This is a genomic window from Acinetobacter sp. TG2027, from assembly GCF_000302435.1.
In the GTDB taxonomy this organism is placed as follows: Bacteria; Pseudomonadota; Gammaproteobacteria; order Pseudomonadales; family Moraxellaceae; genus Acinetobacter; species Acinetobacter pittii.
Genome location: NZ_AMJN01000001.1, coordinates 13,935 through 36,578, shown reverse-complemented (window position 1 = coordinate 36,578; position 22,644 = coordinate 13,935). Strand labels below are relative to the sequence as shown.

The following is a 22,644-nucleotide window of genomic DNA, read 5'->3' as shown; positions in this document are numbered from 1 at the left end:
ATAAATGTGTTTACAGCTCTTAAAGCAGAGTTTATTAGTTTAGTTAAAATAGTACATTTTTAATATTTCTGATAAATAACTACAGTCTAAATAAGCTGTTCAGATAAACTAAACATACAAAGCTCTAAGATTTTTCGGTGTTTTTTCATTTCTTTTCAGCTAGAATCTGTCCATCCTGCGTTTAATAGTCACTTGTTACTATGCAGTGGACAATATCAATTAAAGATAAATACACAAAGGGTCGCGTGTGAAGTATTGCCAGTTTTTCTCTGTTCTTGCCTTAAGTTTAAGTGCTGCCAGCTGTGCGGTTACTTCTGGTTTACAAACTTATGATATTCCAAATGAAGGCGTTTATAGAACCGACCTCGGAACTACCGTGAATGTCGTAAAAATCTCTCAAGAAACAATACCAGCAATTCAACCTGCTCAAATTGACTATCAACGCGACTATGCAAGCTTATTTAAAAACCAGCAATCTATTTACCGTCTAAGTCCCGGAGATATTCTTTCTATTCAACTGTGGGCCTACCCTGAAATTACTCCTCCGGTGAATGGTATTAGTAGTGAACAATCAATCCAAGCCAATGGTTACCCTATAGATCAAAGCGGCTATATTCAATTCCCCCTAGTCGGTCGTTATAAAGCTGCCGGTAAGTCACTTGCTCAAGTCAATCGAGAGCTTCGCAGCCAACTTGCTCGCTTTTTAAAGAACCCTGATGTAGTTGTCCGTGTATTGTCTTATGAAGGTCAACGCTTTTCTGTGCAAGGGAGTGTCACTAAAGGTGGTCAATTTTATTTAAGTGATCAACCCGTAAGCGTTTATTCAGCTCTTGGCATGGCTGGAGGTGTGACAGATAAAGGCGATAATACTTATATTCAACTCATCCGAAATGGTCGAACTTATAATTTAAATACAATTGATTTAGAAAAAGCTGGTTACTCATTACATAAGTTATTGGTTCAACCCAATGACACAATTTATGTAAGCACACGCGAAAACCAGAAAATTTATGTCATGGGTGAATCTGGCAAGAATCAAGCTTTACCAATGCGTGATCAAGGCATGACCCTAACTGATGCTTTAGGTGAAAGTTTAGGAATTAACGCGAACTCAGCAAGTGCAAGCCGAATTTACGTAGTACGGACTAATCCAAATGATCATACAACAGAAATTTATCATTTAAATTTAATGAGTATTGGTGACTTTGGTTTAGCCAATCAGTTTAGACTGCGTAGTAATGATATTGTCTATGTTGATGCCACTGGCTTAACCCGCTGGCAACGTGTAATTAACCAGATTATTCCATTCTCAAATGCTTTATATAATATAGACCGCTTGGGCCAATAATATTATGCAAATTAAGAACATTTTGGTGGTTTGCATTGGAAATATCTGCCGTAGCCCTATGGCTGAATACTTCTTGAAACAGCAATACCCTCAGTTAAATATTGAGTCTGCTGGGATTTCAGGGCTAGTGGGGCATCAGGCAGACAATAAAGCACAACTTTGTATGCAGCGCTTAGGCATTGACATGCAATCGCATGTAGCACGTAGGCTTAGTGCTGAACACATAAAAAAAGCTGACCTTATTTTGGTCATGAGTAACAACCAGCAAAAGCATATTGAGCAAACTTGGCCCTTTGCAAAAGGTAAAACCTACCGCCTGGGCCATTGGCAAAACAAAAACGTGCCAGATCCGTATCAGCACGATCAAGCTGTTTTTAATGAAACCTGCCAACTCATTCAACAGTGCATTGCTGACTGGAAACCTTATATTTAACACCAAGATTTTAAACTTATGAACCAAAATACCAATACCGAAGATACAATTGATCTAAAAGAATTGTTTTTTTCACTGATTGCGCAGTGGAAGCTAATCGCTCTCTGCATTATTTTGAGCCTTGTGTGCGCGCTGCTCTATTTACGTGTAACACCAGACACCTATTCGGTTGATGCTTTGGTTCAGGTTGAAGACAGTAAAGGAGCTTCTGCCGCACTTTTAGGTGATTTATCGCAAATGATTGAGCAAAAATCTCCTGCTCAAGCAGAAATTGAAATTTTAAAATCACGTCTGGTTTTAGGCTCAGTCATAAAAGATTTGCATTTAAATATTCAGATTTCCAGCACAGAAAACACGCTTACTCACCGCTTATTAAGCGATACTGACTATAAAACTGAATACACTAAAAAATCAGTTTTATTTAAAGATGACTTAAAAAGTTTCGAAATTCGTGAATTTGAAGTTCCAGCATACTATTTAGATAAAAACTTACTTCTTAATTTTGATAAACAATCTGTACGGTTAACCGATCCAGAAACAGAAAAAGTACTATTAACCGTTCCTCTGAATCAAGTTAACCATGTTGCGGGTCCCCATGGGCTTTGGAAAGTTGCAATTTTTACTAAAGATCAATTTGAAGTAACCTATAATATTAAAAATCAGTCAATACCCGTAGCTGTAGATGCAATTAGTGGTAATTATTCTGTTGCAGAACGTGGTAAACTTACCGGTGTTTTAGGTTTAAACTATCAAGGTCAAGACAAAGAGCATATCACCAAAGTTCTAAATGCGATTTTGGCAACTTATAGTGCACAAAATATTGAACGTCGTTCGGCTGAATCTGCTCAAACCTTAAAGTTTTTAGATGAGCAATTGCCAGACCTTAAAAAACAACTAGATGATGCTGAACGTCAATTTAATAAGTTCCGTCAGCAATACAATACAGTTGATGTCACAAAAGAATCTGAGCTGTACTTAACTCAAAGTATTACTTTAGAAACTAAAAAAGCTGAGCTTGAACAAAAGCAAGCTGAAATGGTCGCAAAGTACACTGCCGAACACCCAGCAATGCGTGAGATTAATGGACAGCTTGCAGCCATTAATAAACAAATTGGCGACTTAAATAGCACACTAAAACAATTACCAGATGTACAACGCCAATATTTACAGCTTTATCGTGAAGTAGAAGTCAAAACTCAGCTCTACACAGCACTTCTCAACTCTTATCAACAACTTCGCATTGCCAAAGCCGGTGAAATTGGTAATGTACGTATTGTTGATACTGCAATTGAACCAGTTAAGCCGGTTAAACCAAAGAAACTGCTCGTTCTAATCTTAGCTATTTTTGCTGGTGGCTTTATTGGAACCCTCATTGCCTTATTACGTAATATGTTACGTACAGGTATTAAAGACTCTGGTCAGATTGAGAATGAACTAGATTTACCAGTTTATGCGACAGTTCCACGTTCTCCAATTCAAGAAACTCGAATGAATATCTTGAAGAAGAAGAAGAGCATTCCTATTCTGGCTGTTAAAAACAGTGATGATATTGCCATAGAAAGCTTACGTAGTATCCGTACGGCTATTCATTTTGCTTTAACGAATGCTAAGAATAATATCATCATGATTGCTGGCCCTTCTCCAGAAGTGGGCAAATCGTTTATTTCGACCAACCTTGCAACGATTTTTGCGCAAGGAAACAAACGGGTGTTATTGATTGATGCCGATATGCGCCGTGGTTATATGCATAAATACTTCGATGTAGATGTAAAACCTGGACTTTCTGAACTACTAAGTGGGCAGGCAGACTTTCAACAGGTTCTCCACAAAACTCAAGTTGCTAACCTTGATGTGATTACTCGCGGTAAGAGTCCAACAAATCCTTCAGAGATTTTAAGCTCAAATCAATTTAAAGAGTTACTTGAACAGCTACAAAGTCAATATGACCACATCATTATCGATACTCCACCAGTACTTGCAGTAACCGATGGTATTATTATTTCGCAGTATACAGGTGTGAACTTAATTGTTGCGCGTTATGCTAAGTCGCAAATGAAAGAGCTTGAATTAACCCTTAATCGCTTTGAACAAGCAGGTGTTAAAGTCAACGGCTTCATTCTTAACGATATTCAACGTACTAGTGCGGGCTACGGTTATGGTTATAACTATGCCTATGCTTATAAAGCACAAAAAGAAGATTAATCGTAAAGTGATAAGAGAACCGGATCAAATGATCCGGTTTTTTATTTAAGATTTTTTAAGTTTATTCCAACTAAAACTAACTAAAATATATAAAAAACCACTCGTTTTTTTTCTTAAACATTCTATGCTTAAGCATGCTAAGATCAAAAGCAGCCTTTTTAGACTCAAATGATTATTTTTGGAACCTTTTATGAGTAAAGCCTTACCCATTGCTGTCGCTGTAGTTTTAGGCGGTGCTGCACTTGTACCAGTTTATTATGCAAGCCAACATCCGACCACAGAAGTCGGAAGCAAAGCAAATAAAAATGCCTCTCCAATTGAAAAAATCAGTTATGTTCTTGGGTACGAAGTTGCTCAGCAAACTCCACCTGAACTAGACACAAAATCATTTGTGAAAGGGATTCATGATGCTCGTAATAAGCAACCAAGTGCTTATACTCAAGAAGAGTTAAAAGCTGCTGTTGCTGCTTATGAAAAAGAGTTGCAGCAAAAAATGCAACAACAAGATAAATCACAGCAAGCTGCTGGAGCAGCGTCTGAATCTGCAGATGTTCAATTCCTTGCAGAAAATAAAACAAAAGCTGGTGTAAAAACTACAGCATCTGGCTTGCAATATATCATCACTAAAGAAGGCACAGGTAAACAACCAACTGCGCAGTCTATGGTTAAAGTACATTACGAAGGCCGATTAATTAATGGTCAAGTATTTGATAGTTCTTATAAGCGCGGTGAACCAGTTGAGTTTCCTCTCAATCAGGTTATTCCAGGCTGGACCGAAGGGCTTCAGCTCATGAAAGAAGGCGGCAAAGCGACGTTCTTTATTCCATCTAATCTTGCTTATGGTCCTCAGGAACTTCCTGGTATTCCAGCAAACAGTACGCTGATTTTTGATGTAGAACTCATTTCAGTGAAATAAAAACATTTAGGAGAGTAAAACAGTACTCTCCTTTTTTTTGGAAAACGGCATGAAAAAAATTGGTTTAATTATTGCAACATCAACAATGAGTTTATCTGTTTTTGCTGCTACACCTATTACAAATAAAAGCCCGGCGAAAGAACAGTTTAGCTATAGCTATGGCTATTTAATGGGCCGTAATAATACTGATGCTCTAACAGATCTAAATCTTGATATTTTTTATCAGGGTTTACAAGAAGGTGCTCAGAACAAAACCGCACGCTTAACTGACGAAGAAATGGCGAAAGCGATTAATGATTATAAAAAAACTTTAGAAGCTAAGCAGCTTGTTGAATTTCAAAAAGTAGGCCAACAAAATGCTCAAGCAGGTGCTGCATTTCTTGCTGATAATGCAAAAAAATCGGGCGTAATCACGACTAAATCAGGTCTCCAATACCAAGTATTAAAAGAAGGTACAGGTAAAAAACCGAAAGCTGTATCACGTGTTAAAGTAAATTATGAAGGTCGTTTACTCGACGGAACTGTATTTGACAGCTCAATCGCACGTAATCATCCAGTTGAGTTTCAGCTCAGCCAAGTGATTGCAGGCTGGACAGAAGGTCTCCAAACCATGAGAGAAGGCGGTAAAACCCGTTTCTTTATCCCTGCTAATCTCGCTTACGGTGAAGTTGGTGCAGGTGACACGATTGGGCCGAATAGCACTTTAATTTTCGATATTGAATTGCTGCAAGTTTTGCCAAAATAAATATATTAGATATAAAAAAAGCGATCATTTAAGATCGCTTTTTTTATTTTTAGTGTTTTAAATCTCTAGGTCGAAAACCTGTAAGGATTAAACCGATCAGGTAAGCAATTATCCCAACTACGCATAGTCCTACGACTTCGGCAACACGTAACCACTGTGAAAGCTCTCCGTTATACCAATTGAGCCCAAACCAAAGCGCTGCAATCATAGCAAGGTTCGCTAAACCATATTGAAGTCCTAATTTCTTCCAATGCGGACCAAATCGGAAAATATTACGCTTATGCAAATAGAAGTAGAGTAAACCGGCATTCACTAACGCTGAACCTGAAGATGCTAGTGCAAGTGCCATATGTTCTGCATGCCAATCAATAAGCTTAAAGAAGCCAATAAATACAACGTTTAAAATTGCATTAGCTGCGACCGACATTAAGCCTACGCGCACTGGTGTTTTTGTGTCTTGTTGTGCATAGAAACCAGGTGCAAATACTTTAATGAGCATGAAAGAAATTACACCTGCACTCATACATTGCAATGCAAGCGCTGTCATTTGTGTATCACGTAAATCAAACTCACCACGCTGGAATAATGCTTGAATAATCGGTGTTGAAAGCATAAATAAAGCAATACTTGCCGGCAATCCTACCAATACAATGACTTTTGCAGCCCAGTCGATCATGCCGCGGAACTTTGCTTGATCCTGCTCTGCATGACGGGCAGAAAGCGAAGGCAAAATTACTGTACCAATCGCAACCCCAATTAAACCTAAAGGTAGCTCAGTCATGCGTTCAGCACTGTAGAGCCAAGACACTGAACCATCTTGCATGAAAGATGCCCAAATCGTATTTAACAATAGGTTAATCTGAGTCACCGATACACCAAATAATGCTGGAAGCATTAATTTTAAAATACGCTCTACACCCTCATGTTTAAAATCAACTTTAGGTGGAATCAGTAGGTTTTTACGCCACAATTCAGGAATTTGTATCGCTAACTGTAATACCCCAGCCGCAACAACTGACCAGCCTAATGCTTTGATTGGCTCAGCCATATACGGCGTAAGCCACCACGCTCCTGCGATCATCGCTACATTTAACAAAACTGGTGAAAAAGCTGGTGAGGCAAACGAACCATAACTATTTAAGATGCTGCTAGCAAAAGCCGTGAGCGACATAAACATTAGATATGGAATAGTCAAACGGAACATGCTGACGGCTAAATCGAACTTTTCTGGATCACTGTGGAAGCCCGGTGCGTACATATAGATGATTGCAGGTGCTAAAACCATAGCCACAAAAGTGAGTAAGGTCATGACCGTGAGCAAACAGCCAAATACCCGACTAATTAAGATCTGTACTTCAGCGTGTGCTCGACCCGTTTTATATTCAGTTAAGACTGGGATAAAGGCCTGAGAAAAGGCACCTTCGGCAAATAGTCGTCGAAAGAAGTTGGGAATACGAAAAGCGACGACGAAGGTATCAAAATCTTTACCTGCACCAAACACGTTGAGCAATACGACGTCACGCACGAGCCCTAAAACTCGTGACAACATCGTCATTGCACTGACAATAAAAGTCGATCGCCACAATGCCATCGCACTCACCTACAGCTATATTCGAAAGACGCTATTGTAATGAAACTAGAAAATCTTTTCGTTGTGAAATGATGAACAAACTCAAGTTTTTTTCTGAGCTAACAATTGTCTAAAGTGCTGCCATTTAAAATAAGGGCCTGGATCAGTTTTTCGGCCAGGAGCAACATCTGAATGCCCTGCAATATGATTTTTAATTTCTGGATAAGCTTGGCGAATAGCAGTAACAACGTCAGTTAATACTTCATATTGTACATCTTCAAAAGGTAAATCATCACTTCCTTCAAGTTCTATACCAATTGAATAATCGTTGCATTCTACTTTGGCTAAATAACTTGAACGCCCTGCATGCCATGCTCTCTCGTTAAAGTTAACAAACTGCAGAACTTCACCTGTTCGTAAAATTAACAGATGTGTAGAAACTTGCATGCCTTCAATAGTCTGAAAATAAGGATGAACTGACCAATCTAACTTGTTTTGAAAAAACTGCTCAATATAGCCGCCTCCAAACTGAGACGGTGGCAAACTAATATTATGAACCACAATCATTTGAATTTCGGTGCCAGTCGGACGCTGGTTAAAATTTGGAGAAGGGATTTGTCTCGCCCCTTTTAATTGTCCATCTATAACTTCATACGCTGTGATTTGCTTCATTGAGACGCCAATAAATTGCTTGCCAATTGTTTTAGTTTAAAACAGTTATGTGCTTTTCAAAGTAGTAAATGCGATTGTTTATCGCGATTAATCTCATAAAACAGCTTATTTTTCAGGTCGACGGTGCTAATATATCGCAAGTTTTAGGGTCATCGACAAAATGGAAACCGTATGAGCATACCTCAGTCTTTGCTTGAACAATCAATTCAAATCAATATTCAACAAGCATTACAAGAAGATATTGGGGACGGTGACATTACCGCTATGCTCACACCTGAAGATGAACAGGCAACTGCAACCATTATTAGCCGCGAAGATATGGTCTTAGCTGGCCAACCCTGGGTAAATGCACTCATCTCAGCTTATGACAACACTGTACAGGTGATTTGGTTAAAACAAGAAGGTGAACGTGTTGCTGCAAACGAAGCCTTTTTAAAGCTTGCAGGTTCTGCACGTAGCTTACTGACTGTAGAGCGCCCTGCTTTAAACTTTATTCAAACTTTGTCTGCTGTTGCAACAAAAACTGCTGAATATGTTCAGCATCTTGAAGGTTTAAATACAAAACTTCTCGATACACGTAAAACCCTACCTGGCTTACGTATTGCGCAAAAATATGCTGTGGCTATTGGCGGCGGACAAAACCATCGTCTTGGTTTATTTGATGCGTTCTTAATTAAAGAAAACCATATTATGGCAGCGGGTGGTATTGCTCAAGCAATCACCAAAGCACATCAAATTGCACCGGGCAAACCTGTTGAAGTCGAAGTTGAAACTTGGGATGAACTAAATCAAGCGCTTGAAGCTGGGGCGGACATTGTCATGCTCGATAACTTCAGTCAACAGCAAATGATTGATGCAGTTAAACATGTAGCAGGTCGCTGTAAACTCGAAGCCTCTGGCAATATCACCATTGAAAACTTGCGTGAAGTTGCCACCACTGGCGTTGACTATATTTCTATGGGCGTCCTAACTAAAGACGTTAGAGCTGTTGATTTATCTATGCGTTTTAATGCTTAGATAAAATCTGCGTCATTATTGGTATTTTTTTGCGACTTGGTCATGTCTGCCGCTTGTGTTTTTTGCCACGCTGACTGAGTCGCTTGTGCCCCACTATCACGTGGATCGGCAGCCATTAGAACAAATGTCACTACTGCTAATAATACAATAAAACCTTGTAGCATAAATTTTCCCCATTACTTTAAAAATTCAGGGTTTCAAGGTAAAAGATAAATATGACCAGGCTTAGGAGATTCTGTTACAAAAGGTAAGTCTTTATTTTTATTATTCATCTATACGACAGCATATTCCCACATAATATTTTATATCAACAGCATAACTCCCTTTATTTACTATCGTGACATGGATATCTCTTTGCCTACGCGACAGAGTCTTATCGCTTAGAATTTTTTGCCAACAGCTCATTCTGTTACTTTGGTTTTGCCCTGAGTGGCGGCTAAAGCCACGTAAGACCAAAGGCATTGTCATCTGCAAAACCTGCCCACTTTCATCCTCTATCCTATTTTGTTGCAAAAATAAGATCCTTATAGATTATAGACAGGTTGCAGATGACTTTTAGCACCAGTTAATGAGGAATAAATTTCAATACCTACATTAAGGGAAATAACTTACCAACCTAAGACTCTAGATAACCCATATAAGGATCAGAAATTGAATCTTCTTGAGTTTCTATACGTCCTGCAAAACGACGACTAAACGTAGCATCATCAGCTAAAGTCACAGTGAAGTCATACCAACCACCAAATTCAGACATATCCCAAACCAGTTCTTTTTCAGAACTATTGGTTTCAATCGTCCATGTCTTATTTGGAAGATAAGCATTTGCTTTGACGTTTAGCTTGACTGACTTATTACCATCATGACGCACTTTTAAATACAAATTCGCATCACACTCTTCCACACATACTCTAATTTCCGGTAATGCTTGAGTCTGGTTAGCTTGACTCAAATTACCTTTAAACGCACGGTGGAAACCATTTGGTCCAAGTACCCATAAATCGTACTGTCCATTTGCAGTATTCCATACATCATCAAGCTGTTTACCCGCTTCAACCATATAACGACGTGGAATTGCCGTAAGATCTAATCGGTTATAGACATGGAAAACGGCTGCTTGTTTACCTGTATTAGAGAACATCAGCTTAATCGTTTTTTGAGTGGTATCGACTTTGGCACTGGTGTGCAAAATATATGGCAAAGCACGTGATGGCCTAATTCCCATTTCCTGCTGAGGAAATTGCTGCTGGCTCGGAACAGGAACTTGTGGCAATAAAGCTTGAGCAACACGAATCGCATCGGCTTCGGCTTTGGTTTTCTTCCCATCTAGTTCAGCAACAGGCAGAAGGTTCGGTGTTTTAAAATTAAATGCCGTCGTTAAATCACCACATACAGCACGGCGGTAAGGGCTAATGTTAGGTTCTTGCACACCAAAGCGTTTTTCCAAGAACTGTAAAATAGAGGTATGGTCAAAGACTTGAGAATTTACCCATCCTCCACGGCTCCACGGCGAAATCACATACATTGGAACGCGTACACCTGGTCCATACACTCGACCATCTGGCTTAGGTTGAGATTTTGAAGTCGCTACTGCTGGATGGTTAAAGTACTCATAAGATACTTGCTGATCGTTTAAAGTCGTTTTTCCATATACAACACCGTTTACATCTTTAGAAGGTGCACTTGGTGAAGGAATATGGTCAAAGAAACCGTCATTTTCATCGAAGTTCACCAATAAAACGGTTTGGCTCCACAGCTCAGGGTTTTCAGTTAATGCATTTAATACTTCCTGAATATACCAAGCACCTTGTACAGGACTAGATGGCCCCGGATGTTCACTGTAAGTTGCAGGAGCGACCAACCAACTCACCTGCGGTAATTTACCTTGTGCGATATCAGCTTTAAAAGTTCCTAAAAAACCACCGTCCGGCATGGTATTGGCAATACCTTTGTAAAGTGGTTGAGTCGCATCAATCTTTTCATCATATGCTGGACACGTTAGTGTGTCGTTACTAACAGGTTGACCAGATTGCTCATTTGCACGGCGATACTGTTTGAAACCAGCTAACGGGTTATCGGTAAAGTTATCTGGCATATTTTGATAGACTTTCCATGTTACGCCAGCCTGCTGTAAGCGCTCAGGATACGTCGTCCATTCATAACCTTCTGTTGATGCCCCAATCCCATCAAATTCATTTACAACACTCGCAACACCTGCACCTGTAGGACCATTAGTTCCAGTCCAAATAAACTTACGGTTTGGGTTGGTCCCAGCATGCATAGCACAGTGGTAAGCATCACAAATGGTAAAAGCATTCGCTAAAGCAAACTGATATTCGACTTCTTGTTTTTTATAATAGCCCATCGACTGTGGTTTTTTATAAGCGACCCAATCACTCATACGGCCATTGTCCCAAGCTGCTTGGCCATCAGACCATGAGTGAGGTGTACCTGAAACACGCTGAGCATTTCCTAAACGACTATCTAAATGGTAAGGCAATACTTTCTTTTTATTCGCATCATATTGTTCCCAAACCTTTCGGCTTTCCGTCATTGGAATCGTAAAACGATCACCAAAACCACGTACGCCTTTTAATGTTCCGAAATAATTATCGAAAGAACGGTTTTCCTGAGTCAAAATCACGATGTGTTTAACATCTTGAATAGTTCCACTTTCAACTTTGGCATCAATAGCTAAGGCTTTTTGAATACTCAGCGGGAAACTCGCTAAAGCAGCTGTCCCAAACATGGTTTTTGTAGAGTTTAAAAGAAATTCGCGACGATTCATTAGTTCTATCCTAGTTCTTATTATGGTGCACAGTGCATTTTGCAATTACTGGTGGGCGGTGTTGTTGGCGATGAATTATCTGAGTCGTTATCATCGTTACAAGCACTGAGCATGAGTGCTAAAGAGGTAATTAATAAAAGTGAAAGTTTTCGCATTGGTTTTTTCCAAACGGTTTAAATGCGAACTACTAATAAAGCGTAAAAGTGACAGGCAAGTGATGTTTTTATGTCGATTTGATGAAGGCATAAAAAAACGCATCCAAAGATGCGTTTTTCAGAAAGCGTAAAATTACCAGCCTAAAGCTTCTTGTTGCTTTTTAATGAGCTCGGCAATTCCTTTTTCAGCCATTTCTAACATGGCATTGCTTTGAGCGCGGGTAAACGGTTTGTCTTCGGCAGTACCTTGAATTTCGATAAACTCGCCAGCTTGTGTCATTACTACATTTAAGTCAGTTTGACAGTTCGAGTCTTCTTCATAGCAAAGATCAAGCAACACTTCGTCTTGATACATACCGACAGAAATCGCAGCAACTAACCCTTTAAGCGGATCATGCTTAATTTTCTTTTGAGACAATAAAACATTCATCGCATCAACCAATGCTACAGCAGCACCAGTGATTGAAGCAGTACGCGTACCACCATCAGCCTGAATCACGTCACAGTCGATGGTAATCGTGTTTTCACCAAGCTTTTTCAAATCAACCATCGCACGTAAGCTACGGCCAATCAAACGTTGGATTTCTTGAGTACGACCAGTTTGTTTACCACGAGCCGCTTCACGGTCACAACGTGAATGTGTTGAACGCGGTAACATGCCATATTCTGCCGTTACCCAGCCTTGGCCTTGGCCTTTTAAAAAGCGTGGCACTGAGTTATCAATACTTGCAGTACAGAGGACTTTGGTGTGACCAAATTCGACCAGCACAGAACCTTCAGCATAACGGGTGTAGTTTCGTGTAATTTTCACTTCACGTAATTGGTCTAATGCACGTTGGTCAATACGCATAATCCTTCCTAACTTCTCTTAAATACAAACTTGGGCATAGTATAGCAAAGGATTTTGACAGGTTGAGTTTATTCCCTACTTTCAAATGTAAGTCTGCAAGTTTCATAACTCAAAAATAAAAATAGCCCCTAAAAAGGAGCTATTTTGAATTAACGGAGATTATGCAAATTTAAATTTTGCTTTTAACTTTTCTAATGTCTGCATCACTTTTCCAGTGGTATGGTTTGGCAGTGAACATTTCGCTAAACGTACCCATACACTCCAGAACTGACGCATAAAGTTCGCTTCGTTGTAATTAATGCCATATTCTGCGCAAAGTGCCTTAATTTTCGGTGCTACTTCTTTATAGCGGTTAGCTGGCATATCTGGAAATAAATGATGCTCAATCTGATGGCTTAAGTTACCACTCATAAAATGTAGCCATTCTGTACCACTAAAATTACTTGAACCACGAATCTGGCGTAAGTACCACTCGGCCTTAGTTTCGGTATCAGTATTATCAGGCTCAAACGTTTCTGCATCTTCAGTAAAGTGACCATTAAAAATCACCGCAGATGACCACAAGTTACGAATAATATTCGCAACTACATTTCCTGCAAAAACCGGTAAAAACATAGGGCCAGAGATCACAGGGAAAAACACATAGTCTTTTAAAACTTGGCGTGTGGCTTTTTTACGGACTTTAGCCGAATCTTTCCAAACCTGTTTCCAGCTCTTGGTTTTATAAACTAATGCATCTTCAAGATGTAAGTTTTGCACGCCTACATACCACTCAAAGAAAAACATTAATTGTAGACCGAGGGGAATATTAAACAGATGGCGGGGTTCCCACTTCTGTTGATCACTTACTCGCAAAATACCATAACCAACATCGTGGTCTTTACCGACAATATTGGTATAGGTGTGATGCACATAGTTATGTGTTTCACGCCAGTCATCACCCGATGCAATAGTATCCCAATCGTAAGTATTACCGTTCAGGCTTGGTTCATTTAACCAGTCAAACTGACCGTGCATGACGTTATGACCAAGTTCCATGTTTTCTACAATTTTAGAAATACCTAATAAGCCTGTGCCTAGTAGCCAGACTGGCGGAATCCAACCACCAAACATCAACATGCCACGCGATGCGATTTCGGTATATCGAACAAAATTACGTACTTTGTAGATATATTTTGCATCTTGCTCACCAAGACTTTGCATAACGTCTTGACGAATCTGCTCAACACGGCGACCAAACTCTTCAGTCTGTTCAGGTGTTAAATGAGCAGATTTAGAAACGGTAGAAAATTCTAATGCCATATTCATAAGGTTAATCCTCTTTAATTCTTTTTATAGATCAATCGTGACTGGGCTTAATGCCTGGCTCACGCATAGTTTAATTGGACGGTTAGGTTGGTCTTCAATTTCACCAGTTAACAGGTTTTGAGTAACACCACTTACTTTGGTACAGCTGCATTTATTGCAGACACCCATACGGCAACCATGTTGTGGGCGTAAACCGGCTTGCTCTGCACTGCTCAGTAAATTTGTTTCAGCTAAAAACTCGTGTTGAGCACGGCGGAAAATAACAGGCTGCGCTGCATGTGTACCAGTCACTTGAAGTGGTTGGAAATATTCTTGATGAAGCTGCGACTGAGTACCTTTTTGTGCGTAAATTTCATTGGCTTGCTGCATCATGCCGTGATGACCACAAACATAAGTTGCTGTCTGCGCATAATCAGGAACCAGCTTTTGCAGTAAGCTTTCAGTTAAATGCTGCTTTTGCTCGGTGGTATTAAAAAAGTGATATTGAAGCTGCGGGTGCTGTTCTGCCAAAGCTTTTAATTCAGTATGAAAAATTTCCGCACGATTAAAATAAATGACATGAATTTGTTCAAGTTGCTGTTTTAAAGCTTGCTGCAAGAGTGAATAAATTGCAGTTATACCGCTTCCTGACGCAATCAAAATCGCAGGATGCTGACCTTGGTGCAAAATAAAATCACCTTGTGGTTGTGAAATCTCAACACACTCACCCACATGTAATAGTTGAGCTGCACGAGACACCAAACCTTGTACTTTAATACCTAAAGCGATTTCACCCTGAGTAGTCACTTCAATAATTGAATAACTACGCTGTTGGTAAACGCCATCGATGAGCAAAGTCAGCAGAATACTTTGACCTGCGCGGACCTGATCGAAATTAAAATTACGATTTGGTTTAAGTCTAATGAGCACCATATCGGTATGCAGTGGCTGAACTGCAGTAACTTCTGCAAGTACCCTTTTCCACGCCCAAGTCACGTTAATTTTCTGCAAGACAAAATCAACGAAATCTTCTCGAACCCAATGTGGCTGATAACTAAGTGTTGCGTTCATACGTTCCTCTTTTGTATCTGGCTATTTATTTGAGTGAACACATGTTCGTATAGTGAACATATGTACACTATATTTATAACTGTTCACTCAGTCAACACTTGTTCACTATTTTTTTTATGAAAGTTTGCTCTTTTTTGTTAGACTTTGGCTCACGGTTTAAATAGGTTCTTTTAATGTCGATACGGGATGAACGAAAACAGCAAAGTCGTCAGGCACTTCTCGATGCAGCCTTGCATCTAAGCACGTCTGGGCGTTCGTTCAGTAGTATCAGTTTGCGTGAAGTTGCACGTGAAGTAGGTTTAGTACCGACAGCGTTCTACCGCCATTTTCAGGACATGGATGAGCTCGGCAAAGAACTGGTCGATCAAGTTGCCCTACATTTAAAAAGTGTTTTACATCAACTTGGTCAAAGTTATTTACAACATAAATCTGCTAAAACCCAAACCAGTATTGAGCTATTTGTACAGGCGGTGAATCATAGCCCTAAGCAATGGCAATTTATGATTGCTGAACGTTGGGGTGGCTCAGAAACAGTCCGTGCAGCAATTGCCAGAGAAATTGAATTTCTGATTGAAGATCTAACAACTGATCTTACTAAACTCGAAAATTTTAAACATATTCAAAATCCTCAAGACTTAAATGTTTTATCTACCATTTTGACCAATATGTCATTTACATGGGCAATGACGTGGCTCAACCTATCGAAACAATATCAAGGTGAACAGCTCAAGCTGCAACAAATAGCCTTTATTGAAAATGCTTCTACACAAGTTCGTTTACTGTTTAGAGGGATTGCAAACTGGGAACGATAGAAGCGGCAAATGACAAAAAACAGGTTATGTGGTAATACGTAAAGAGAGAAAGAAAAAGGCTAAAAATTTCGAGAAAAGTCTTTTTCTTTTTTACAGGAAGTAAACTATTAGTTAGGCCAAACTGGTGTGGGAATACCTATGAATCTTGATCGTCATACACAGTTTTTGATGCGTAAAGAAAAAATTCTGAGCGTGGCAGAAAAGTTGTTATTAGAAAACAATCAGGAAATTACTCTAGATGAGTTAGTGGCCGAGCTAGATATTGCTAAAGGCACACTTTATAAGCATTTTAGAAGTAAAAATGAGCTTCTACTTGAGCTCATTATTCAAAATGAAAAGCAAATTTTAGAAATTTCTAAAAAATATAATACAGATTTCAAAGAATATGCTCCTCATTACATGCTTCATCATTTACTTGCACCAGGGAAAACGATTCTATTGCATCAACTTGAAGAAAATCTGACGATGACAGAGTCTAAGTTGAAGCATCTTTTCGAAGAGCTTTATGAAATTCGCCAACAGCGTATTTTAGCAATTAAAGATATTACCGAAAATTATTTAAAATCATTGAATTATGATATGTCGATTCGTGACTATTTGTCTTATATCTGGTCACTGACTTATGGTGCATCACTGCTTTTAAATTCTACGTATTACCAGCGTTCGATTGGTTCTCGCCAAAAATTAATTAATTTATATATTAATCAGGCATTATCACTGCCGACTCAAACAGCTAATTTTGATGTTTTAAATTTTCAGATTGAAGATGAAAATCAGCAAAATTAATTGAATTATTTCGTGATAATTAACGATAAATTAAATATAAAAATGGGCTTCACATGAAGCCCATTTTTTTTGAAGTAAAGCCTAAACAACTTATTTTGCTTTACGTTCTTTCTCAATTAAATAATTAAGAACTTGAGTGACTTTACCATCTTCACCCTGCACAACATATTTACCATTCACAACAACTGCAGGTACACCTGTTAATTGGTACTGTTGAGCAAGTTTATTTGACTCGGCAACTTTTGCCGTCACAGCAAATGAGTTGTAAGTACTATTAAATTTCTGCTCAGGTACGCCATAACGAGTAAAGAATTTCGCAGCAGAAGCCTGATCAAAAATTTGTTGACCGTTCACTTGAATCGCATGGAATAGTGGTAAATGCGTGCGTTTACGTACACCTAATGCCTCAGATGTATAATATGTACGCGCCCCTTGTTCCCACATTTTATTCATTGCAGCAGGTGTACGTACAAAACGTACATCTTTAGGAATCTGTTTTAACCACGTTTGCATATGCGGTTCAAGTTTAAAACAGTGTGGACATCCATACCAAAAGAACTCTCGAACCTCGATTTTCCCCGGAACTTCCACTTTGCCTGGATTGGCAATCACGGTGTAGTCTTTACCAGCAACAAAATCTGCTGCCATTGCACCACCCGATACGGCCATAATTGCTGCACTCAAACCACCCAAAACCAATTTTTTCATTGCTACAGCTTTTCCTCTAAGTTGTTATGCATTAGCTTATGCCCTAAATATAAAACAAATATGCTAAATTCGTTTTGCTTCTGTGAAGTTTTTTATTGGGTTTATCGCTTTTTTCCCAATAATCGCTACACTAACGGCGAACTACATCCAAAAAGATAACTCAAGTTTAGAGGTAGCACCATGTCGCAATTGAATGTTGATTTACAAGAAATCGCAAAGTTTGAAGCACTTGCTGCCAAATGGTGGGATCAACATTCTGAATTTCGCCCACTTCACCAGATCAATCCACTACGTCTAAACTGGATTGATGAACGTGCAGGCGGTCTTGCTGGTAAAAAAGTACTTGATGTCGGCTGTGGTGGCGGCATCTTGGCCGAAAGTATGGCACGTCGTGGTGCAGATGTATTAGGCATTGATATGGGTGAAGCACCTCTAGCTGTCGGCCGTTTACATGCTCAGCAAGAAAATGTTCAAAATATTGAATATCGCCAAATTCCTGTAGAAGAATTAGCACAAGAACAAGCAGGTCAATATGACGTGGTGACTTGTATGGAAATGATGGAACACGTTCCAGATCCGGCATCTATTGTAAAAGCTTGTCAGGCTCTGGTTAAACCGGGCGGCCATGTGTTCTTCTCGACCATTAACCGTAACCCAAAATCTTATTTATTTGCCATTATCGGTGCAGAGTACGTCCTACGCATGTTGCCAAAAGGTACGCATGATTATCATAAATTTATTCGACCATCTGAAATGGCACATGATATTCGTAATGCAGGCCTTACATTAAAAGAAATGACCGGACTACATTACAACCCACTGACCAAGCATTACTGGTTAGCGCCGAATGTCGACGTTAACTATATGGTTCATACGATTAATACAGGTGCATGATGAAAGCTGTTTTATTTGATTTAGACGGTACGCTTATCGATACAGCTGCGGATTTCATTCGTATTATTCAGCAAATGTGCCGTGATGCAAGACGCCCTGTTGTAGAAGCAGATCTTATTCGCACTCAGGTTTCTGAAGGTGCACGTGCGATGGTGAAATTGGTCTATCCAGAGTTGGATGTAGCCAATCCAATTTTCTTGGCACATCGTCAAAACTTTTTAGATCTGTACGGCAATAATATTGTGGTTGATACAGATCTGTTTGAAGGCATGTATCCACTTCTAGAAGAGTTAGAAGCTGCGCAAATCCCGTGGGGTATTGTGACCAATAAACCACGTGGTTTAAGTGAATCTCTTTTAGAAAAGTTAAATCTGACACAACGCTGTGCGGTTTTGGTATGTCCTGAAGATGTCAGTAAAACCAAACCGGATCCTGAACCAATGTATTTGGCTGCTAAACAGTTAAATATCCCAGCAGATCAAATTATTTATGTGGGCGACCACCCACGTGATATTGATGCTGGTCGCAATGCCGATATGTATACCATCTTGGCAGCTTATGGCTATTTACCTATCGAACACCGTGATGATTTAGCATCATGGCAGGCCGATTCGATTGTAAATACAGTGACAGAATTACACGATATGTTACGTCAAAAGCTTCCTGCTCTACAGGAAAATCAGCGTATGATAAGTTAACATCAGAGTTTTATAGACTTTTTTAACGGTTATTCGTTTTATCAATATAAAAAGAAGGAGGTTTACCAATGAAATATTCAGAATACCAACCTCGTCCGGATCTACTCAAAGATCGAATTATTTTAATTACCGGTGCTGGTGATGGAATTGGGCGAGCTGCGGCTCTAAGTTATGCCCTACATGGTGCAACCGTTGTCCTACATGGTAGAACCTTAAATAAACTTGAAGTTATTTATGATGAAATTGAGAGTCTAGGTGCACCGCAACCTGCGATTTTACCACTACAGCTTTCAAGTGCCTCTGACCGTGATTACGACTTTTTAGTCGATACGCTCGAAAAGCAGTTTGGACGTCTAGACGGTATTTTGCATAATGCGGGTATTTTAGGTGAACGTGTAGAGCTAGCACATTATCCTACAGAAGTATGGGATGATGTGATGGCAGTTAACCTACGTGCTCCGTTTGCCCTCACTCAAGCCTTATTACCACTTTTGCAAAAGTCAGAAAACGCCTCTGTTGTATTTACCAGTTCAGGTGTAGGCCGTGAAGCACGAGCTTTATGGGGCGCATATTCTGTCTCCAAAATTGCAATTGAAGCAGTGAGTAAAATTTTTGCAGCGGAAAATACTTATCCAAATATCCGCTTTAACTGCATTAATCCAGGCGCAACACGTACCGCAATGCGTGCGAAAGCTTACCCACAAGAAGATCCGAAAACGCTACCTACACCAGAGTCGATCTTGCCTGCCTACCTCTATTTAATGGGTGAAGACAGCTTGGCACTCAATGGTCAAAGTATTGATGCGCAGGATTAAAAAGTTAAAGATGAAAAAGCTAAATTAAATTACGGCCAATCATCAAATCTGGCTTGCCTATACCTGAAAAGATATACAAGCCTTTTTTATTATTGATAAAAACCCTTGATCTATCCGTAATTTTAATTGAACCATTAAATGATCTTCACAGTTTCTCTGCATTTTGCGCGTAGAGTATTCAACATGAGAGACATCAGATGTAAACGAGGATGCATCATGAAAAAGTTGTTCACCATCTTAGCCCTTTGCATAACCGTACTAACCACCAGTATGGCGAGCTTTGCTGATCCTCCTTTTGACCGAGGCCATGGCCCCAAAGGTCCTAAAGGTGGAGGTCCACGTGGTGAGTGGAATGATCGTGGGCCAGGATTTGGACGTGATCATGATGATGATCGTATCCGTGACGAACGCCGTATGCGCGAAGAGCGTGGCTTTGAACGCTTAAAACAACATCGCTGGCAGCCTGGCTATGTTATGCCACAGCACTATCGTGGTAATGGCTATAAAGTCGACTATAAAGACAGTAACTTGCCAAAACCAGGCCGTAATCAGCAATGGTATAAAATCAACAATGACTATATTTTAGTCGACACAGATTCTAATAGCATTGTGAGTATTCGTGGTTTTTAAGGCGATAGACCCTCGCTATCGCTGAATAAAAAGGATAAAGCCTCTGGGTTTTATCCTTTTTTATTTTTTATATTCTTAAATGATGAATTTTCTTAATTTCTTCTTATTTCATAGGGAGTTTTCACATTTATTCTTCTTGGCCTCCACGATTTATCTGCAATTGTTCACTAATCTTTAATTATTGAAATTCAGCTCATCATTCGAGGTTTACAATGAAAAAATTAACAACAGCGATTGTTCTTTCTCTTAGTGGTTTAGTTGCAACAACAGCCATGGCAGCACCAAACGATCATAATCATCATGGCAATTACCAAAACCATGAAGTAAAAACAGTTAAAGTGATTAAAAAAGATGATCATCACAATGCGTGGCGAGTAGGCCAGGTTGTACCGCATGAGTATCGACATTCACGTTACGTGATCGACTATCGTCAACATCAAAAATTGACTAAACCAGGTCGTTACCAAAAATGGTATAAAGTGAATGGAAATTATGTACTGGTGAATGAACAAAGTCATAAAATCATTAGAGTGGTTTACTAATTTAAAACTTTTTAAGCACCCAAATTTCAATTTGGGTGTTTTTTTATCTAAAACATGCGGCTTTAATCTTTTTTGTTTAGAATCATCTTTATATCTTTTTGCTGTTGATTCGAGATCGGTATGTCAAGTAAGCCTGTAAGTAAGTCACATAATAACACCCAGCATTATGTACACTGGTTTCGACACTCAGCGCCCTACATTAATGCTCACCGCGATAAAACATTTGTGTTGATGTTTGGTGGTGAAGCAGTCCGTCATCCTAATTTTGAACATATCATTCACGACATTGCTTTATTGCACTCTCTTGGTATTCGCTTAATTCTCGTGTACGGCGCACGTCCGCAAATTAATCAAAATCTTAAAGAAAAAGGAATCGAAACTCCTTTTTATGATAACAGCCGTATTACCACACGTGAATCTTTAAGCTGTGTCATGAGTGCTGTAGGTTCTATTCGCCTAGAAATCGAAGCATTGCTTTCTATGGGCTTAGCAAACTCGCCCATGTACGGCGCTCGCATAGATGTGGTATCAGGTAATTTTGTGACTGCTAAACCTTATGGCATTCGTGATGGCATGGATTTCCAGCTTACAGGTGAAGTTCGTTCTATCGATACAGATGCGATTGATCGACACCTCGACAACCATAATATTGTATTGCTAGGGCCAACGGGTTACTCCACTACAGGTGAGGTTTTTAACTTAAGAGCTGAAGAAGTTGCAACTAAAACAGCAACTTACTTAAAAGCAGATAAACTCATTTTTCTAGGTGAGCAACAAGGATTGTTGAATGAAGATGAGCAAATATTACGTGAATTAAGCCCACATCAACTGGACTACTATATTCAACAATACCAAACTATTAGCCCAACACTCACTTTGCATTTGCAACAGGCAAAAAAAGCATCTTTATCAGGTGTACACCGCGTTCATCTTATTTCTTATGCCTATGATGGCGCCCTTCTCGAAGAGTTATTTACCCGAGATGGTATAGGGACCATGATTACCGATGCGCATTATGAAGAAGTTCGCATGGCCAATATTCAAGACGTAGGCGGTTTAATGAATTTATTACGTCCATTAGAAGAAGAAGGTATATTAGTTTATCGTTCGCGTGAACGTTTAGAGCAAGAGATTAGCCAGTTCGCTGTCATTGAACGCGATGGTACGATTCTAGCGTGTGCTGCACTTTATCCAATTCCAACAGAATTTAATGAAACACGTTCAGCAGAAATTGCCTGCGTCGCAGTACATCCAAGTTATCGTAAATCGAACCGTGGCAGCCAGATTTTGCAATTCCTTGAAGAAAAGGCAAAAGAACAAGGTATTCGTCAATTATTTGTTTTAACGACTCGAACCGCTCACTGGTTCTTAGAACACGGTTTCCATCAAGTTACTGTTGATGACTTACCAAATGCTCGTCAGGCACTCTATAACTATCAAAGGAATTCTTTAGTCTTTAAGAAACTGCTTCCTTAGCCTTTGCTAATTTTAAGATATTCTTATTTCAGATAAGCTTAGTTCAAAAAGTACAACCATAAACACGATTAATTTATGGTTGTACTTTTTTTAAATCTAAATTTTTTAAGGTTTTAATATTTTTTATTTTATTTACATTAACTTAATAACACTTCATTAAATATATTTCTATTAGATAAATCATTTTTTCGCATAAGTTTATAGCCTATTGTGTTTAGCTTTTTTTTGCATA

General features: G+C 39.3%; 23 protein-coding genes. 14 read left to right on the top strand and 9 right to left on the bottom strand.

Features of this window, described 5'->3' with window-relative positions; translation table 11 throughout:
* The first annotated feature begins 247 nt into the window (after positions 1–247).
* The 5 genes from B806_RS0100185 to B806_RS0100165 all read left to right on the top strand — a co-directional run bounded on the left by B806_RS0100185 (position 248) and on the right by B806_RS0100165 (position 5,644).
* Complete coding sequence (locus tag B806_RS0100185; RefSeq protein WP_017387456.1) at positions 248–1,348, top strand: polysaccharide biosynthesis/export family protein; 1,101 nt, start codon at positions 248–250, stop codon at positions 1,346–1,348.
* Positions 1,349–1,352: 4 nt separating this feature from the next.
* Positions 1,353–1,781 carry a low molecular weight protein-tyrosine-phosphatase gene (locus tag B806_RS0100180; protein WP_017387457.1) on the top strand — a complete coding sequence of 143 codons (429 nt, stop codon included), beginning with the start codon at positions 1,353–1,355 and terminating at the stop codon, positions 1,779–1,781.
* Positions 1,782–1,799: 18 nt separating this feature from the next.
* Positions 1,800–3,983 carry a polysaccharide biosynthesis tyrosine autokinase gene (locus B806_RS0100175; RefSeq protein ID WP_017402475.1) on the top strand — a complete coding sequence of 728 codons (2,184 nt, stop codon included), beginning with the start codon at positions 1,800–1,802 and terminating at the stop codon, positions 3,981–3,983.
* Positions 3,984–4,173: 190 nt separating this feature from the next.
* Positions 4,174–4,899 carry an FKBP-type peptidyl-prolyl cis-trans isomerase gene (locus B806_RS0100170; protein WP_005804814.1) on the top strand — a complete coding sequence of 242 codons (726 nt, stop codon included), beginning with the start codon at positions 4,174–4,176 and terminating at the stop codon, positions 4,897–4,899.
* A 49-nt stretch (positions 4,900–4,948) separates the two neighbouring features.
* Positions 4,949–5,644 carry an FKBP-type peptidyl-prolyl cis-trans isomerase gene (locus B806_RS0100165; RefSeq protein WP_017387459.1) on the top strand — a complete coding sequence of 232 codons (696 nt, stop codon included), beginning with the start codon at positions 4,949–4,951 and terminating at the stop codon, positions 5,642–5,644.
* 49 nt (positions 5,645–5,693) lie between these two features.
* Here the strand turns inward: B806_RS0100165 and murJ are convergent, their stop codons facing one another.
* Positions 5,694–7,244, bottom strand: coding sequence for a murein biosynthesis integral membrane protein MurJ (murJ, locus tag B806_RS0100160; RefSeq protein WP_005804817.1), 1,551 nt, complete (start codon positions 7,242–7,244; stop codon positions 5,694–5,696).
* Positions 7,245–7,316: 72 nt separating this feature from the next.
* Positions 7,317–7,886, bottom strand: coding sequence for a 1,6-anhydro-N-acetylmuramyl-L-alanine amidase AmpD (ampD, locus tag B806_RS0100155; RefSeq protein WP_014208037.1), 570 nt, complete (start codon positions 7,884–7,886; stop codon positions 7,317–7,319).
* Positions 7,887–8,057: 171 nt separating this feature from the next.
* Here ampD and nadC point away from each other — a divergent pair, with 171 nt between their 5' ends.
* Complete coding sequence (gene nadC, locus B806_RS0100150; RefSeq protein WP_017400303.1) at positions 8,058–8,903, top strand: carboxylating nicotinate-nucleotide diphosphorylase; 846 nt, start codon at positions 8,058–8,060, stop codon at positions 8,901–8,903.
* Here the strand turns inward: nadC and B806_RS0100145 are convergent.
* From B806_RS0100145 to B806_RS0100120, 6 genes are all read right to left on the bottom strand, one after another.
* Positions 8,900–9,067, bottom strand: a complete 168-nt coding sequence (locus B806_RS0100145; RefSeq protein ID WP_000938939.1) for a hypothetical protein — start codon at positions 9,065–9,067, stop codon at positions 8,900–8,902. The genes nadC and B806_RS0100145 overlap by 4 nt on opposite strands.
* A gap of 452 nt (positions 9,068–9,519) precedes the next feature.
* Positions 9,520–11,688 (bottom strand): phosphocholine-specific phospholipase C, encoded by a 2,169-nt coding sequence (locus tag B806_RS0100140; RefSeq protein ID WP_002120804.1) that lies wholly within the window; start codon positions 11,686–11,688, stop codon positions 9,520–9,522.
* Between the two features lie 20 nt (positions 11,689–11,708).
* Positions 11,709–11,843 (bottom strand): hypothetical protein, encoded by a 135-nt coding sequence (locus tag B806_RS20155; protein WP_255787789.1) that lies wholly within the window; start codon positions 11,841–11,843, stop codon positions 11,709–11,711.
* 133 nt (positions 11,844–11,976) lie between these two features.
* Positions 11,977–12,693, bottom strand: coding sequence for a ribonuclease PH (rph, locus tag B806_RS0100130; RefSeq protein ID WP_002120794.1), 717 nt, complete (start codon positions 12,691–12,693; stop codon positions 11,977–11,979).
* Positions 12,694–12,852: 159 nt separating this feature from the next.
* A complete protein-coding gene (locus B806_RS0100125) occupies positions 12,853–13,995 on the bottom strand; it encodes an acyl-CoA desaturase (RefSeq protein ID WP_078221350.1) in 1,143 nt (380 codons plus the stop codon).
* A 30-nt stretch (positions 13,996–14,025) separates the two neighbouring features.
* On the bottom strand, positions 14,026–15,051 hold the full coding sequence (locus B806_RS0100120) for a ferredoxin reductase (RefSeq protein WP_017387463.1): 1,026 nt from the start codon (positions 15,049–15,051) through the stop codon (positions 14,026–14,028).
* Positions 15,052–15,224: 173 nt separating this feature from the next.
* Here B806_RS0100120 and B806_RS0100115 point away from each other — a divergent pair, with 173 nt between their 5' ends.
* Together B806_RS0100115 and B806_RS0100110 are read left to right on the top strand one after the other, a co-directional pair.
* Positions 15,225–15,863, top strand: a complete 639-nt coding sequence (locus tag B806_RS0100115) for a TetR family transcriptional regulator (protein WP_000027531.1) — start codon at positions 15,225–15,227, stop codon at positions 15,861–15,863.
* Positions 15,864–16,001: 138 nt separating this feature from the next.
* The gene (locus B806_RS0100110; RefSeq protein WP_002120773.1) at positions 16,002–16,649 is read left to right on the top strand and encodes a TetR/AcrR family transcriptional regulator; all 648 of its coding nucleotides are present in this window, start codon (positions 16,002–16,004) and stop codon (positions 16,647–16,649) included.
* A gap of 90 nt (positions 16,650–16,739) precedes the next feature.
* On the opposite strand, the gene B806_RS0100105 is transcribed toward B806_RS0100110, so the two are convergent.
* Positions 16,740–17,357 carry a thiol:disulfide interchange protein DsbA/DsbL gene (locus tag B806_RS0100105; RefSeq protein ID WP_005804825.1) on the bottom strand — a complete coding sequence of 206 codons (618 nt, stop codon included), beginning with the start codon at positions 17,355–17,357 and terminating at the stop codon, positions 16,740–16,742.
* Between the two features lie 180 nt (positions 17,358–17,537).
* On the opposite strand from B806_RS0100105, the gene ubiG reads away from it, so the two are divergent.
* From ubiG to argA, 6 genes are all read left to right on the top strand, one after another.
* The gene (gene ubiG / locus B806_RS0100100; RefSeq protein ID WP_005804826.1) at positions 17,538–18,251 is read left to right on the top strand and encodes a bifunctional 2-polyprenyl-6-hydroxyphenol methylase/3-demethylubiquinol 3-O-methyltransferase UbiG; all 714 of its coding nucleotides are present in this window, start codon (positions 17,538–17,540) and stop codon (positions 18,249–18,251) included.
* Entirely contained in the window at positions 18,248–18,949 is a 702-nt protein-coding gene (locus B806_RS0100095) for an HAD-IA family hydrolase (protein WP_079381046.1), read from the top strand. Before ubiG ends, B806_RS0100095 begins: the two co-directional genes overlap by 4 nt.
* A 68-nt stretch (positions 18,950–19,017) precedes the next feature.
* Positions 19,018–19,764, top strand: coding sequence for a YciK family oxidoreductase (locus tag B806_RS0100090; protein ID WP_002120710.1), 747 nt, complete (start codon positions 19,018–19,020; stop codon positions 19,762–19,764).
* 216 nt (positions 19,765–19,980) lie between these two features.
* On the top strand, positions 19,981–20,394 hold the full coding sequence (locus B806_RS0100085) for an RcnB family protein (RefSeq protein WP_005071792.1): 414 nt from the start codon (positions 19,981–19,983) through the stop codon (positions 20,392–20,394).
* A 212-nt stretch (positions 20,395–20,606) separates the two neighbouring features.
* Positions 20,607–20,936 carry an RcnB family protein gene (locus tag B806_RS0100080; protein WP_005804830.1) on the top strand — a complete coding sequence of 110 codons (330 nt, stop codon included), beginning with the start codon at positions 20,607–20,609 and terminating at the stop codon, positions 20,934–20,936.
* Between the two features lie 120 nt (positions 20,937–21,056).
* The gene (gene argA, locus B806_RS0100075) at positions 21,057–22,412 is read left to right on the top strand and encodes an amino-acid N-acetyltransferase (RefSeq protein WP_005071790.1); all 1,356 of its coding nucleotides are present in this window, start codon (positions 21,057–21,059) and stop codon (positions 22,410–22,412) included.
* Positions 22,413–22,644 lie beyond the last annotated feature (232 nt).